Annotated in this window: 13 protein-coding genes; 3 read left to right on the plus strand and 10 right to left on the minus strand. The window is 67.0% G+C overall.

From position 1 onward, the window contains the following. Nucleotides 1-20: 20 nt before the first annotated feature. Nucleotides 21-1,403, minus strand: coding sequence for an amidase (locus tag GEV43_RS03805; RefSeq protein ID WP_309239436.1), 1,383 nt, complete (start codon nucleotides 1,401-1,403; stop codon nucleotides 21-23). Between the two features lie 323 nt (nucleotides 1,404-1,726). Here GEV43_RS03805 and GEV43_RS49365 point away from each other — a divergent pair, with 323 nt between their 5' ends. Together GEV43_RS49365 and GEV43_RS03815 are read left to right on the plus strand one after the other, a co-directional pair. Next, on the plus strand, nucleotides 1,727-2,017 hold the full coding sequence (locus tag GEV43_RS49365; RefSeq protein ID WP_309239997.1) for a hypothetical protein: 291 nt from the start codon (nucleotides 1,727-1,729) through the stop codon (nucleotides 2,015-2,017). 824 nt (nucleotides 2,018-2,841) lie between these two features. Further along, nucleotides 2,842-4,869: a hypothetical protein gene (locus GEV43_RS03815; RefSeq protein WP_160819498.1), complete on the plus strand. Its 2,028-nt coding sequence runs from the start codon at nucleotides 2,842-2,844 to the stop codon at nucleotides 4,867-4,869. Nucleotides 4,870-5,010: 141 nt separating this feature from the next. Here GEV43_RS03815 and GEV43_RS03820 read toward each other — a convergent pair whose 3' ends face one another. The 7 genes from GEV43_RS03820 to GEV43_RS03850 form a co-directional block, all read right to left on the minus strand. After that, on the minus strand, nucleotides 5,011-5,367 hold the full coding sequence (locus GEV43_RS03820) for a hypothetical protein (protein ID WP_160819499.1): 357 nt from the start codon (nucleotides 5,365-5,367) through the stop codon (nucleotides 5,011-5,013). A gap of 743 nt (nucleotides 5,368-6,110) precedes the next feature. After that, a complete protein-coding gene (locus GEV43_RS03825; RefSeq protein WP_160819500.1) occupies nucleotides 6,111-6,344 on the minus strand; it encodes a hypothetical protein in 234 nt (77 codons plus the stop codon). A gap of 912 nt (nucleotides 6,345-7,256) precedes the next feature. Further along, entirely contained in the window at nucleotides 7,257-7,397 is a 141-nt protein-coding gene (locus GEV43_RS03830; RefSeq protein WP_160819501.1) for a hypothetical protein, read from the minus strand. A gap of 228 nt (nucleotides 7,398-7,625) precedes the next feature. After that, a complete protein-coding gene (locus tag GEV43_RS03835) occupies nucleotides 7,626-8,267 on the minus strand; it encodes a hypothetical protein (RefSeq protein ID WP_160819502.1) in 642 nt (213 codons plus the stop codon). A gap of 129 nt (nucleotides 8,268-8,396) precedes the next feature. Then, nucleotides 8,397-10,184, minus strand: a complete 1,788-nt coding sequence (locus GEV43_RS03840) for a BCCT family transporter (RefSeq protein WP_160819503.1) — start codon at nucleotides 10,182-10,184, stop codon at nucleotides 8,397-8,399. A gap of 389 nt (nucleotides 10,185-10,573) precedes the next feature. Beyond that, nucleotides 10,574-11,011: a hypothetical protein gene (locus GEV43_RS03845; protein ID WP_160819504.1), complete on the minus strand. Its 438-nt coding sequence runs from the start codon at nucleotides 11,009-11,011 to the stop codon at nucleotides 10,574-10,576. Nucleotides 11,012-11,243: 232 nt separating this feature from the next. Next, nucleotides 11,244-11,660 (minus strand): hypothetical protein, encoded by a 417-nt coding sequence (locus GEV43_RS03850; RefSeq protein WP_160819505.1) that lies wholly within the window; start codon nucleotides 11,658-11,660, stop codon nucleotides 11,244-11,246. Between the two features lie 427 nt (nucleotides 11,661-12,087). Between GEV43_RS03850 and GEV43_RS03855 the strand changes: the two genes are divergently transcribed. Continuing rightward, nucleotides 12,088-13,224, plus strand: a complete 1,137-nt coding sequence (locus GEV43_RS03855; RefSeq protein WP_160819506.1) for a serine hydrolase — start codon at nucleotides 12,088-12,090, stop codon at nucleotides 13,222-13,224. Here GEV43_RS03855 and GEV43_RS03860 read toward each other — a convergent pair. Together GEV43_RS03860 and GEV43_RS03865 are read right to left on the minus strand one after the other, a co-directional pair. Further along, a complete protein-coding gene (locus GEV43_RS03860) occupies nucleotides 13,213-14,556 on the minus strand; it encodes a HAMP domain-containing sensor histidine kinase (protein WP_160819507.1) in 1,344 nt (447 codons plus the stop codon). The two genes, GEV43_RS03855 and GEV43_RS03860, sit on opposite strands and share 12 nt — an antisense overlap. A 28-nt stretch (nucleotides 14,557-14,584) precedes the next feature. Beyond that, nucleotides 14,585-15,268, minus strand: coding sequence for a response regulator transcription factor (locus tag GEV43_RS03865; RefSeq protein WP_175249971.1), 684 nt, complete (start codon nucleotides 15,266-15,268; stop codon nucleotides 14,585-14,587). Between the last annotated feature and the right edge of the window lie 17 nt (nucleotides 15,269-15,285).

Below are 15,285 nucleotides of genomic sequence, written 5' to 3' on the forward strand. Positions count from 1 at the left end.
TGGTCCCCGGCGGCCCCGCTCTACGCCGGACGCCGGTCGGTCCAGCCCTCGACGGCCTCCAGCTGCGCGGCCAGCGAGATGATCGTCGCCTCGTCCGAGTCGTGCCCGAGGAGCTGGGCCCCGATGGGCAGCCCGCTCCGGCTGAACCCGGCCGGCACGTTCACCCCCGGCCACCCGAGGACGTTCCACGTCCAGGCGTACGGGCAGGCGGCGGCGGACCCCGACTGCGTCCGCTGGTACCCCGCCCCGTCGAACGCCCCGACCCTCAGCGGAAGCCGAGCGGTCGTCGGCGTCAGCACCACGTCCGCGACCTGGAAGATCCGCCCGACGCGCCTGCGCAGCCCCGGGTCCATCCGCTTCGCCAGCGGCAGCAGCCGCCTCCCCACCAGCCGTCCGATGCGGGCCTCGACCTCCGTCCGCCGCTCGGGCCGCGGGTCGTTCATCATGTCGAGCCGGTCGGCCACCCCGGACGTCCCCCGCGGGACCAATCCCAGCCCGACCAGCCCGTAGTCCGGATCGGCCGGGAACACCTTGTGCCCCAGCGACGTGAGCCGCCGCGCGATCCGTTCGACCGCCGCCCGGATCTCGGGATCGAGCCGCCCGCTCACCCCGAACGCGGTCCTGAACGACACGGCGACCCTCAGCCGCCCAGGATCGCGCCTCGCCGCCTCCGCGAAAGGCGTCACCGGCGGATCAAGCTGATAGACGTCCTCCGGATGGCTCCCCGTCAGCACGTCCAGCAGCAGAGCCGCGTCCCCGACACTGCGCGCGATGGGCCCCCACACCGTGATCCCGTTGAACGGGTCGGTGTGCGGGAACCCCGACACCCGTCCCCGCTGCGGCTTGATCCCGACCAGTCCCGTCCAGGCGGCGGGGATCCGGATCGACCCGGCCCCGTCCGACCCCACGGCCGCCGCGACCATCCCCGCCGCGACGGCCGCCGCCGAGCCGCCCGACGACCCGCCCGGCGAGTACGCCTCGTTCCACGGATTGCGCGCGGCCCCGTACCCGGCCGACTCGCTGAACGGCCAGAGCCCGACCTCGCACGTCGTGGTCTTCCCCACGATCACGGCCCCGGCGGCCCGCAGCCTCCGCACGACCTCCGCGTCCCGCGCCGCCACCGGATGGTCGCCCCGCACCGCGAACGGCGTCGTCTCCCCCGCCAGATCGGTGTCGTCCTTGATGGCGACGGGCACCCCCAGCAGCGGCAGCCGCTCCCCCTCCGCCAGCCGCTTGTCGGCCCGCCGCGCCTCCTCCAACGCGGCGTCCGCCCGCACGACCCGGAACGCGCCCAGCGATGCCTTGTGCTCGATCCGCTCCAGCGACGCCGAGACCATCTCCACCGAGGAGACCTCTCCCCTGGCCAGCAACCCCGCCTGCTCCGCGAGCCCGTCCATCGCCACACCTCTCGTTCGTTCGAACGAACGATAGACCGCGCGGCGTACCCCCGCAATACTGGCCGGGTGACCCGAGACCGCATCCTGGAGGCCGCCCTCCGCCTGATCGGCGAGAGGGGCGTCGGCGCCGTGACCAACCGCGCCGTCGCCAAGGCCGCCGGCGTCTCGCTGGGCTCCCTCACCTACCACTTCCCGAGCCAGAGCGACCTGCTCCGCGAGGCGCTCCAGACGTTCGTGGACGCCGAGATCGCCCGCATCACGGCCCGCATCGCCACCCTCCGCGACGCGAACCCCACCCCGACCAGGCCGCCGACGAGGTCGAGAAGGCCATCGCCGAGTTCGCCCACGGCCCCGAGCAGATCGCCAACCTGGAACTCCACCTGCACGCCGCCCGCGACCCCGAGGTCCAGGCCACCTCGGCCCGCTCCGTCGAGGCGTACGACCGCCTGGCGACCGCCGTCCTCACCGCCCTCGGCATCCCCGACGCCGAGTCGCACGCCCCCGCCGCCGTGGCCCTCCTCTACGGCCTGGCCGTCCGCCGCCTGGCCACCGGCGACACGTCCGCCACCGGCACCGCCGACGCGTTCCGCCTCCTCCTCCGCGGCGCCCTCCCGAGATAAGCCTCCGGCCCGCACGGCCCCAGAGCGGGGTTGCAAGGCCGTACGGGCCGAAAACCTGTCTCATTCAGGAACCTCAGTCGGAACCTCAGCCGACGCTCACAAAGCTCTCCACCCACCACCTCCGCCGTATCTCCAACATGACCCCCTCAACCTAGAACGCCCCAACACCCCCACCCCCACCCTTAACCCTCACTTAGGGAACCGCTGAGCCACCCTTATTCAGGCACCGTCCGGGGCCATCCGGGGAAGTCGCATGCCGAGCCGCTGACCTGCACGAACAAGAGTAGGAGCCCGGGAACCAGTCCGGCTCAGTCGGCCCCTGTCGCCCTAGGCCGAGAGGCATTGGCTCCCGAGACTGGCTCCCTGGCTCCTCCAACCAGCGGCATAGCCGCTTCATTGCCTACAGATCACCGGCGCCGCGATGATCGCCATGGAGAACGGCAAGGTCAACCAACAGCCCCTCGCCGACTACGAAGTCACCATCTAGGCGACTTCACTGGAACGCAACTCGCGATCACAGTCCTCATGCTCACCGAGCGCCTCACCAACCAGGCGGAGGCTGCTCAAGGGGATTGAAGCCTCCTACCAGGGAGGAGGTGCAGCGCAGACACTCTCCGAGGCCCATCCCTACCGCTCCAGGTGAGTAGTTCTGCCGAGACCGGAACCCTGCCAACACTAGCCCTGCGCGAGCAAGCGGATGATTGTATCTTGGGATGGTACGACGATCGCGGGGCGCAAGGGAAAGACGCATGACTAATTGGCTTGGCACAGAGTGGGAGTCATACTGCCTCTCACTTCTCAGAAGGCAATACGGTCTTGAAAATGTGCAGGTGGTTCCTTCGCGACATGGCGGCGATCTTGGGATTGAGGCGTTCACCTTTACCGGAATCGCAATCCAATGCTACGCCCCAATAAGTGAGACAACCGCGCAAGATAGGTATGAAAAGCAGCGAGATAAGCTGACTGAAGACCTATGCAAGCTGGAAAAGTATCGCATAGAACTTGCCGAGATACTAGGCAATGCACCAATTCGTCACTATTTGTTCATGGTCCCAGCGCTTGACTCTCGCAAGATTGTCAAACATGCTCAGCGCAAAAGTCGTGAATATCGAGCAAAGAATCTCTCATTCCTGGATGATTCGTTCACCGTAACGGTAGTGACAGATGAAGCGTTTTCCGACGTCCGAGGACAAGTCACCAAGGAAGATATTGCCCTCGCCGGCCTACACAGAACAGGCGCGGTCCTCGTCGCCGATTTGAATGACATTGATCCCATTAGAAACTGCCGAATCCATCCCTCCCTAAGGTCTGAGGATAAATCGCCGCTACCGCCTTATGTCGCTCGGACCATTGATAGCAACCTAGATCAAGCGATCAAACAGGGCGGCTTCGTCATCGTGGAAGGAAATTCTGCATCGGGAAAGTCTCGAACAGCCTTTGAAGCACTTAAGCGTTTCCGAGACACATGGCAATCAATAGTAATACCTAGGGACGGTAACGCCCTTAGGAGGTACGTTGAGTCGGGTGGAAGGCTTCGCCGTGCAGCAATTTGGCTCGACGACTTGGAGCGGTTTCTAACTCCCGACGGCCTGGACGATTCCTTGATAGGTGCCATAGCCCGCGCCGAGGGAAACAAAGTTCTAATCTTGGCCACGCTTCGCGCTCAGGCAAAAAGTGCTCTATATATGAGCGGTGGATTGCCTCAGTCGTCCAATGTCGTCATAGGTGCCCAACGAGCGATCGAGGCATCAACCACAGTGCGCTTAGGGCGCCATCTAGATAAGAGCGAGATAGCTACTGCTCGACGCCTGACATCGGACTCGCGAGTTGCCGCAGCGCTGCACAATGAGACAGGCGCAGGGTTCGCAGAGTATCTGGCTGCTGGTCCTGCTGCAGTCGACCGCTGGCTTTCTGGCTTGCATGGCGGTTGTGAACTTGGGGCCTCTCTAGTCTCCGCCGCCGTTGATATACGTCTTGCTGGATACATCTCCCCCGTCCCAAGGGTTTGGCTAGAGCAAGCTTTTTCAGCCTACCTAGACCCCCGCCTTTTGGCACGCACGACCCGCATCGATCTGGACGAGGCACTTCAATGGGCTACCGAAGAAGTACAAGGAGCCAGTTCGTGTCTTATTCCGTGCGGCGACGAGACCTATATTGCCTTCGACTATCTACTCGAGCACAGGCAGGGAAATAGCGAGGCGGTCACAACCGAGGACGACCCTACCGGATTTACGTCGACACTGAGCATCTTCAAAGAGATCCCAGAACAGATCTGGCATGAAGTTTTGTGTCAGATGTCGATTGACGATCCACACTTCTTCGGCTGCGCATGCATCGGAATTCTTGCCGGCCACCCAATTCTACAGATTCTGATGCGACAGTGGGCCAAGAAAGGACAGCTGCCCGACGTCAGTGAACTACAGATAGTTTCTCTTGTCCGCACTTGCCTAGCCATTAACTTCTGCGTCGCCTGCATGGCAACCATGCTGGAACTGGACATTACTCGAGTTCTGGTTGAGTTGGTACAGGCGCTACCACATAGGAACACCGAAGATGCTCTCGACCTCGATTCCAGAACGGTAGACACTCTACTCGCTTTGGCTGCTTTTGCTAAAGACGGGCGCCCAGACCAGGAAGGCACAGCAGTTCAACAAGCGAGCAAATCCATCTCTTCCATGGAGATTCGCGCTTTTGCAACTGATATGACTGAAGTCGGCCTTACACTGGGTGGCTATATATGGATGCGAGTAGCGGCTAGTCGGGGGGACGAGCAGGCTCGGGCAATGGTTGATAAACTGCCTCCACCAGAAGGATTCCATGACTTAGAAGACGATGATTCTCAAGTGCTCTGATTGATTATAAGCACTTCCTTCTTCTTTGAGGGAAAGTGAGTAGAGTCGCGGTCGGTGACAACGCAAAGAAGGCACCTGATGAGATGGCAGAAGTGCTCTCCAGAGTGCTCCGGACATGTAGTTTTTTTTACGCAATAGCCCCTATCCAGATTCGATCGAAGCTGTGGTGGTAGGTGGCGGCCATGTCGGTGGGTTGCGTGCTGCGGAGGTGGAGTACGGGGGCGTGGGATGCGGGGATGCCGTAGGCGTGGGGTTGATCAAGAGGTCGTCGTCGGCTCGGTAGATGGAGTTGTAGAGCACAGTGTCGTGTAGGCGGATCTCTACGTTGTCGAGGTCGCGCAGGGGTTCGTAGAGGACGAGGGCGTTGCGGATCTTGGCTGCCAGGGAGTCTCCTACGCCCTCGTCTGCGCCTCGTTCTGAGATGCGAGGGCCGTCTGGGTTGCCGAGGAGGATGCGGACGGTGACGCCGTCTCGGGCCTTGTCGGCGATGGTTCGCATGACGCCTTGGTCTTCGGCGAGGAAGAGGCCGGCGTAGGCGAGGATGCCGATCTCGTGGCGTGCGCTGGCGAAGTGGTGTTGCCAGACGGCTCGGGGGACGGCCCAGCGGTGCGGGTAGGTGGCGAGGATCTGGGCGCCCGGTGGTTCGGGGAGCGGGCGCGGTGCGGAGAGCTGGGGCCACAGGTCGTCTGCGGTGTGGTCCAGGAGGGCACAGAGGGTCGCTCGGTGGCGGGGGTAGGGTGGCGCCACAGACCATGGCGACGATGTAACCGGGCCATACGGGCACGCCTGGACGAACAACTGTGCTGCGCAGCCTCAGCCGGCGACCACCGCGAGGACTCCGGTAACAGAATCGTCGGCACCGACGATTCTCCGGACGCTGGCCCACGACCTCAGCGCCGCCAACGGAGAGGAGAACCCGTAGACATCACGTACGTACAGACTTCGAGGAAGAAGGCCGTCGCCCTTACCGGGTCACAGGTCGCGGAGGACAGCGCGTCCTACATGGTTCAGGTTCGAGGCCAGTTCGATGGAGCTGTGGCGAGTCGACCTCAGGGGCAGAACGCGCCACACGGGAACACGCTGACCCTGGTCGTGAATTCGAGCGACGGAACTATCAGTGACTGGGGCATCTCCAACACCCAGGCCCCGTTGGCCCAACTCGGCCGACCGAGCGTGATCAAGTAACCCGTCGAGCACACCGGGATGAGACTTGGGGGCGCTCGTAACCGAGTCCCCCAGGTTCACATCAGATTCGATGCTCTGATGATGTCCAGATCGGTTGACGTCGACCGATAGGAACCACGCAGTGTTCCATTGGATACGAAGCGGCATCCGTTGATGCGCGTCAACACTCTGAGGTCCGGCTCGTCGGCAAATTGAGCAATGAACATGATTTGCTGCTGCTGTCCCAGGAGTGGGCAGCCGCTTACGACTTCACGCACAGGCTCCCCGAGCACCCGCACTACGCTCGCCACGTCATCCTGCGGGACAACATGGCGCTTTCGAAGCCTGACCTTCGAACTAACCCCGCCGTCGCTCTTGTAGAAACAAGCGAAAACCCTTCGAGGTTTCCCTGGAATCATTCTCCGTTCGTCAGTGGAACGATACTCGTCCTGTCTACTGGCCCGCCCAGGTTGAGGTGGATAGGTGGGACAAGGGCTGGCATTCAGCGTCGAAGGCTTACCCGTGAAAGTGACAGCGAAGGCAATCGATACCAATACAACGGCACCGGCCACGAGAAGAACAGCCTGCGGCAAGGACTTACACGGACGGCGTATATGATCATAACGACCTGCCGACTGGCCAGCCCGTTCCATGCTTGGCTCTCTCCTGGAGAACAACGTCCCACCTGCGTGTTCCGTTGTCGAGGATGTGGGATTGCACAGCCAGGCTACGACACAACGGGTTACTCGGTTGCGAATATGCCTCGATTTAACATCTGACGAAGAGTCATTCCTGGCGTTTACCCTGGTAGACGCCGTAGGTGGCTCCTGTTCACGGGCCGTGCTCCACCGGCAGCATGGGAGCACCCTGAGTGCAGAGACGAGATCGCCCCCGTCTGCATGGTGGTATTGCCCGTTCACCTCGGGGCCGTGGACCCCACCAGTCCTCGTTAGGCCCACCGCTCCTTAGTGGGAACGGCTTGGGTGTCGTCTCGCTTGGTGAGGCGGGGGTAGCGGATGAAGGCGGCTGTGATGCCGGCGAAGACCGGGAGATGCTCGGCCTTGCGTTCGTGGCGGCGGCGCGGCCAGCAGCGGCGATGGTTCGTCCATGACACGATGCGTTCGACCACCCGGCGGTGCTGTGGGAGTCGGCTGGAGGTCTGGATACCGCGCCGGGACCGGACCGGCGCGCTCCCCTTCACCAGCGGTTCCAGCCCGAGCTTGTCATGAGTGCTGGCAGGATGCGGGCCCGTCAGCTCCCGCTTCGATGGCGCGGACGCTGACCGACTCGATCCCGTACCGCGACCAGTCCGGCTCCCCGGCCACGCCGTGCTCGTCCAGTAGGACCCGGTGCAGCTCGTCCACACCCGCACAGCGCTCCACTCGCTGAAGCGGCGGTGCCCCCTGCCAAGACGTCTTGAAGGGGAAGTAGCTTCGGTGTTCGTTCACCTGGGGGAATGAGGAATCTGCGCGCGTGCTGTGGGCCAACGGTGGGGTGGGCTCAGGGGTGGAGGCGGGGGTGGAGTTGGCGGGCCAGGGTTGTTGCCAAGGGGCAGGAGTTGGACGGTTTGGTGGCGGTGTAGCCGACTATTCCTAGGGCTTTGCCGCCGGCTGTGCGGAAGGTGATCGTGCAGCCGCTGGTGGGTGGGTAGGGGTTGCCGGCGGGGGCTTGAGTGTCGTTCGCAGGCCGTGGGCGCCGAGGCCGATGGAGGGAGGCTGGAAGTCCTCGAAGCGCATGACTCCGCCGCCGGGGACCGTGAAGTTCCGGCAGGTGTTCTGGACCCTGCGCGCGAGTGCGGCGTTGATCTCGGATGCGGGGAGGCTGACGAGGAGTTGGGTCGCGGTTTCGCGGTCCGACTTGCGGAGCGTGATCGCTGCGGCGGGCGCGTGGGGAGTACGGGTGGCGTCGATTTCCCGGGCGGTGTCCTTGCACTTTTCGGGGACGATGCCGGGCAGCTCCATCGTGCTTGAGTGGTCGAGTTCGGCGAGAGGCCCCGAGTCGATGGGCTTGCCGAACTGGACGTCGCCATCGTCCAGGACGGCCCCTCGGAAGTTGCGGATGAGGGCTGCTCGCAGGGTGGCGGCGGAGATGGCGTTCCCTTGGGGAGATGGCGTGCTCGGGGACGGGCTGCTCGGCGTGGCAACGGGGCGCTCCGGATCGTGGGAGCCGCAGCCCGCTAAGGCCGATCCGATCAGCAGGCAAGTCACCACACTGGGAAACCAGGAGAACTTCACGGGACGCCTCCCCCGCAGGGACAACGCCGACCTTAACGGCGGCGTCATTTCGGCAGCAAGAGCGAGGACGTCTGCAAAACGTGTGAACGGCGTCCGCGGCGCGTTGCAACGGGTCGGGGCACGTGGTCGTTACGGCGGCCGGGGGAATCCTTCGCGGCGAGTGACGCCGTTCGGCGGGCGGTAGAGACGAGTGTCGGCTCCGGGGAGGAACGGAGCCGACTTCGCGGAGCGGTCAGCGGTCTTCGCGGGGAGGTCGGGGGTGTCGAGGGTGGTGGCGGGGTCGGCGGCGATGACTTCGAGTTCGAAGTCGCCCGCGTAGCGTTCGTGGCCGGTGATCACGGCGGTCTCCACCGCTTCGCGGCCTCTCAGGGTGCGGAGGATGAGGGGGTCCTTGCGGAGGTCCTTGGTCAGGGCGAAGCACATGGCGACCATGACGATGAGGAACGGGACGGCGACGAGGATCGTGAGGTTCTGGAGGCCGGTCAGGGCGGCATCGCCCCCGCCGCCGATCAGCAGCATGACGGCGGCGACGGCTCCGGTGAGGACGCCCCAGACGACGACGATGGGGCGGGACGGTTCGAGGGTGCCGTCCTGAGAGAGGGTGCCCATGACGATGGACGCCGCGTCGGCGCCGGAGACGAAGAAGATGCCGACCAGGATCATGACGATGACGCTGGTGAGGCCGACGAGGGGGTACTCGCGCAGGAGGGAGAAGAGCTGGCCCTCCTGGGTGGCCTTGCCGGCGAGGCCGGCGCCGTCGGCTTCGAGCTTGGTGGCCGTTCCGCCGAAGACCGCGAACCAGACCAGGCTGACGGCGCTCGGGACGAGGATGACGCCGCCGACGAACTGGCGGATGGTGCGGCCCCGGCTGATGCGGGCGATGAACATGCCGACGAACGGCGTCCAGGACATCCACCAGGCCCAGTAGAAGACCGTCCACTTGGACAGCCACGCGTCGACGTCGTTCCCCGCGGTGGCCTTGGTGCGGGCGGCCATCTGGGGCAGGTCGCCGACGTACTCGCCGATCGAGGTGGGGACGAGGTTCAGCATCTGGATCGTCGGGCCGACGCAGAAGACGAAGACCAGCAGGATCAGGGCCAGGACCATGTTGATGTTGGACAGCCACTGGATGCCCTTCTCGACGCCCGAGACCGCGGAGGCGACGAACGCGAGGGTGAGGACGGCGATGACGATGATGAGGAGCGTCTCGCCGACATCGGAGGCCCAGTCGAGCTCCTCGATGCCGCTGCCGATCTGGAGCGCTCCAAGCCCGAGCGACGCCGCGGAGCCGAACAGGGTCGCGAAGATGGCGAGGATGTCGATGATCTTGCCGACGGGGCCGTTGAGGTGGCGCTCGCCGATGAACGGGGTGAACACGGCGCTGATCGTCTGGCGGCGTCCGCGGCGGAACGCGCTGTAGGCGATCGCCAGGCCCATCACCGCGTAGATCGACCACGGGTGCAGCGTCCAGTGGAAGAGGGTCGTCGCCATCGCGATGTCGATGCGGTCGGCGGCGGAGGCGTTGGCGGGGAACGTTCCGGGCGGGGGGTCGGTGAAATGGCTGAGGGGTTCGCTGACGCCGTAGAACATCAGGCCGATGCCCATGCCGGCGCTGAACATCATCGCGATCCACGAGACGGTGCGGAACTCGGGCGTCTCCCCTTCGGCGCCGAGCGTGATGCGGCCGTAGCGGCTGAACGCCAGCCAGAGGGCGAAGACCACGAATCCGGACGCGACGAGCACGAACGCCCAGCCGCCGTTGCGGATGGTGCCGTTCAGCATGGAGGTCGAGACCGATTCGAGGGAGTCGGTGGCGACCGCGCCCCAGACGATGAACGCCAGGGTCAGGACGGCCGTGACGCCGAATACCGTCCAGTCCGTCTTCGGCCTGTGGGGGGTTCGGGTTTCGTCCAGCATGCCGATCACCCTTCCCCGCCGGGGCGCATGGGGCACGTGGGACACGGCGCGAAGACCGTTCGCAGACCATTCGCTGGTGAAATCCCGGACGGGCGGGCGCGGTCCCGGCGACTGTCCGGCGGGGAAGGAAGTCGCCGGAACCGCGGTCGGAGTCCCCGGTACGGCCCCGCCGGCGGTGTGGGACGCCGCCGAGCCCGCGGACGGGAGGACGCAAAGATCAAGTTAGGCCAGGCCGGGCCCGTCCGGCCCCCGCTTAAGCCCCCGTTAAGGCCCCAGTGATCTTGGCTTGAGGGGAGGCCGTCGGGGGACGGTTGGCGGAATGACGGGCGGTCCCTGGCCGGGCAGGGGACCGTGGCGAGCGCGTCGGGGCCTTCGGGAATCGTTGGCGCCTAGTTGGGCTGGAAGTAGTATTCGGGGCCGTTGTTTTTGAGGGGGCCGAATTTGCGCGGGCCCGAGCCGTCGCTTTCGAAGCAGGCCCTCCGGAGAGGTCTGATCATTTTCTTGCCGCCCTTGCCGGGGCGAGGACGGGACATGATCAGCCAGCAGTACGTCCCGTTGGAGCAGGCCCGCTTGACGAGGTAGCCCTTCTGGTGGCGGTACGCGTGACCGGAACAGACGTCGGGCACCCCTCCGCCGTCGACGCTTCCGTCGGCGTCGAAGGACATGCTGTCGTCCGTCTCGCCGGCGCCCGTCCGCCAGGTGCCGACGATCTCGCGGAGATCACGCTTCGCCGCGGGCGGGCCGAGGCCCTCGAAGTCGGGCGGGTGGACGAGGTCGCCCGGCTCGATGTCGGCGAAGCCGTTGGGCGTCGGGAACGTGGTGGGCATGGGCGGAGTGGACCTGCTCGACGCCGACGAGCCGGAACCGGGCGGCCGTCCGGCGGCCGTACCCGTGCCCCCACCGCATGAGGTCACCAGGACCACCGCGCACGCACAGCCCGCCATGGGGCGATTCCATCGCATAATGATCAAGATCCTCCGGCCGCCGGTCCGAGACGCCTCGGCCCCGTCAGGGGCGAAGAAGTGTTCCATCGCTTCCGGAGGGGTGAGGATGCGCCGGTCATTTGAGGAGGTACCTACAGCCCTGGCCTGATCTGCCGTTCTCGTTGTCGGCCACGACCTCGCCGTCCACCTTGATCGCGCACGGCGCGAAGCCGTACTGCCCGTTCTTCACGACGGTGCCCGAGTCCAGGAAGATCGGGCGCCCGGGGCGGGTGCCGGCGACGGTCTCGGTCTTCGTCCACGGCAGTGATGGCGGCCGCACGGTCTCGCCGCTGCCGTAGGTCAGTCCCCCGGTCATGCCCGTGGTGAGGAGGGTGAAGGAGTAGTGGATCCAATCAGGGACGTGCGGCCCGGTTACCTCCAGGGTGACGGTGTGCGTTCCGCCCTCGGCCTCCGCCCCGTCCCCAGCGTCGCCGAACCAGGAGACGCCCGCCACCAGCGTCGCGGCCACGATGGTCGCCAGCGCTGCGGCCACCACTCCGGCAGTGACCGTTCGGCGCGGTCCATTCATGTCCTGACGCTTTCCTTCCCATACCGCCTCAACGAAGTCCCAGACGCTACTGGCCGTCCCGATCCTCCTCAACGCCCGGGCCTTCGGCAGCGGCGAAGGCCGCCCGGTAATGACCTGGTGGTGCTGGTCGCGGCCGCGGGCACCGCCCCGTGGCGCCCCGAGTCCGTCGACGAGCGGCGCTGGCGGAAACGTGCGCCGGTCGCTCACGACCGGCTGGGTGAGTATGCGGCTCAACCGTTCGCCCGAGCCACAGACCCGCTGGACCGGACGGCGGCGAGTGGCGGTGGACTGGGCGGGACTCTGGTGTGAGGTGGGTTGTGGCACTTCGGGGGGACGTGGGTTGGGGGGCCTGGTGGCTAGCGTGAGGGGTCTCGCTATCCAGGGAGCACGCATGATCAAGCATCGGCGGGCGTTGAGCGGTGTAGTTGTTCTGGCTGTGGTGGTTGCGGGGGAGGTCGTGGTCGGAGCGGCTGCGAGCGCCTCTACCGGCCGGGATGGGGTGCGGGAGGTCTTGGAGCGGCTGACCACGGTCGATGGGGGGCCGGGGGCGTTGGTTCGGATGGATGGTCGGGGTGGTGAGCGGGTGCTGACCAGTGGGGTCGCGGATGTTGCTAGCCGGGCGCCGGTGCGTGGGGACAGTACGTTCCGGATCGGCAGTATGACGAAGATGTTCGTGGCGACGACCGTGCTCCAACTGGTGGGAGAGGGACGCGTCGTGCTGGACGCGCCGGTGGAGCGTTATCTGCCCGGTGTTGTACGCGGGCCCGGCGGGGACGGGCGGGTGGTCACTGTTCGGCAGTTGCTCCAGCACACCAGTGGCATTCCCGACTACCTCGACTATCTGAGCGTGGAGGACGTGCTCAACAATCCGCTCGTTCACCATGATGCCCGGGACCTGGTGAAACTCGCGCTCGCCCATCCGGCGACCGGCAAGGAGCCGGGCGACGCGGTGCGCTACTCCAACACCGGTTACCTGCTGGCCGGGATGCTTATCGAGAAGGTGACCGGCCGTTCCTATGGGCGGGAGATCCGGCGGCGCGTTATCGAGCCGCTCGGGCTTAGTCGTACGTACGTGCCGGGAGACAGGTCGGGGATTCCGGGGCCGCATCCGCGCGGGTATGCGCGGGTCGGTCAAGATGTGGAGCTTCTGGACATCACCCGCATCAATCCCACGGTCGCGGGGGCGGCGGGTTCGATGATCTCCAATGGGGCCGATCTCAATCGGTTTCTCGGGGCGCTCGTGCGCGGGAGGCTGCTGCGTCCGGCGCAGTTGCGGGAAATGATGAGGACTCGGTCGAGTGGTGGCGCTGCCCACGGGCTTGGGCTGGATAGCTACCGGTTGCCCTGCGGGGGTCTGTACTGGGGGCATGACGGTGGCATTCCCGGGTTCCAGACGTTCGGTGGTGCGACGGTGGACGGCAGGCAGGCGACGGTCATGGTGAATCTCTATCCGGGTGAGTCGGCCGCGCAGGACGGTGACACGGTGGCCGCTGTCGGGGCGGCGCTCTGCGGGCGTTCAGTGGGTTGAGGGGCGGCGGCGGACTAGGCGGCGGGAGCGGCGGGCGGGGGGCAGCCAGCGGGTGCGGAACCACATCTGGATCTGGGCGCCCCCGAGGACGGAGCGGTGGATGCGGAGGTAGCCGCCCGTGGACTCGGCGGCGCGGCGGGCGATGTCGAGGCCGAGGCCGGTGGAGCCGCCGCCGCTCCGGCCGCGCTGGAGGGCGGCGTCGGGGTCGGCGATGCCGGGGCCGCCGTCGGCGACGAGGATGCCGGTGACGCCCTGGCCCTGGTGGAGGGTGACGGCGAAGCCCGTTCCCTCGGCGGTGTGGCGGAAGATGTTGCCGAGGAGGGCGTCCACGGCGGCGGCCAGTTCGGCGCCCGGGAGGGGCAGCGGCGCGGGGCGGTCGGCGCCGATCAGCTCGCAGGAGCGGCCCTCGTCCTCGGCGAGGACCGACCAGAACGCGACCCGGTCGCGCAGCACCTTGGACGCGTCGCAGGAGCCGCGGGCGGTCGGGCGGCGGACCGTTCGGATGATCTGGTCGACCTCGCGCTCGATGCGGTGGACGGCCTCGCGGGTCTGGTCGGGGACGGCGCCGTCGCCGAGGGCCTCGGCGTTCAGGCGGAGCGCGGCGAGGGGGGTGCGCAGGCGGTGGGACAGGTCGGCGGCCATCTCGCGTTCGGCGGCGAGGAGCTGGACGACGTGGTCGGCCATCGCGTTGAACGCCAGGCCCGCCTCGACCAGCTCCGGCGGGCCGTCCGGCTCGACGCGCAGGTTGAGCTGGCCGTCGCCGAACGCGCCCGCGGCCTCCGCGAGCCGGCGGGTCGAACGGATCATGCGGGCGCCGAGGCGGTCGGCGACGGCGACCGAGCCCGCGACGAGCGCGGCGGCGACGGCGGTCATGACGAGCCACGCCTTCCAGACGCCGCGCGACAGGTCGGCGTCCGGGACGTACACCTCGACGACGGCGGTGCGGCCCGCGTCGAGCGCGACCGGCTGGAGCAGGGCGTAGCCGCCGGAGACGCGGGCGGTGTGGGAGCGGCCCCGGCGTCCCGCCTCGGCGATCCGCCCGCGGTCGGCGCGGGAGTCGGGGCGCGCGGTGCGGGGGACGCGGTCGCCGTCCGGCATGTGGACGGTCATCCGCCCGGCCGCGCCCGCCTGCGTGCTGGCCACGGCGCGGTCGAGGGACGCGGGGTCCTGGGTGACGACGAGGACGGGGCCGAGCGCGCTGGCCTGGCGTTCGGCGGTGGTGAGGGCGCGGTCGCGGGCGATCTCGCGGACGGTCAGGGCGAGCGGGATCAGGAACGCCAGCGCGACCATCGAGGTGACCGCCAGCGAGACCAGGACGAGCGTGCGCCTCATGCCCCCGGCCCCCGCGCGGCCGGCCGGGTCATGGGCGGGGCGGCTCGGCGAGGCGGACGCCGACGCCGCGCACGGTGTGCAGGTAGCGGGGGTCGGCGGCGGTCTCGCCGAGCTTGCGGCGCAGCCACGACAGGTGGACGTCGATGGTCTGGTCGTCGCCGTACGCCTGCCGCCACACCTCGGCGAGCAGCTCGCGGCGGGCGACGACGCGGCCGGGGCGGGCGGCGAGGTAGGACAGCAGGTCGAACTCGCGGCGGGTCAGTTCGAGGGGCGCGCCGTCCAGGGTCGCCTCGCGCCGGTCGACGTCGATGTGCAGGCCGCCGACGCGCAGGTCCGCGGTGGGCCCGGACCGGGCCGAGCGGCGCAGGACGGCCGAGAGCCGCGCGCTGAGGTGCTCGGCGGAGAACGGCTTGATGAGGTAGTCGTCGGCGCCGGCGTTCAGCAGCCGGACGATCTCGGGCTCGTCGTCGCGGGCGGTCGCGATGATGACGGGGACGTCGGACACGCCGCGGAGCATCTTCAGGACCTCGGCGCCGTCGAGGTCGGGCAGGCCGAGGTCGAGGATCACGACGTCGGGCGGGGTCTGGGTGATCTCGCGCAGGCAGTCCATCGCGTTCCCGGCGCTGCGCACGGCGTGGGCCCGCGCGCTCAGCTCACGGATCAGGGCGGTACGGACGTTCGCGTCGTCCTCGACCACGAGCACACTCGCCATGAACGCACCGTATGCCA

Source organism: Actinomadura sp. J1-007 (genome assembly GCF_009793335.1).
GTDB classification, from domain to species: domain Bacteria; phylum Actinomycetota; class Actinomycetes; order Streptosporangiales; family Streptosporangiaceae; genus Spirillospora; species Spirillospora yumaensis.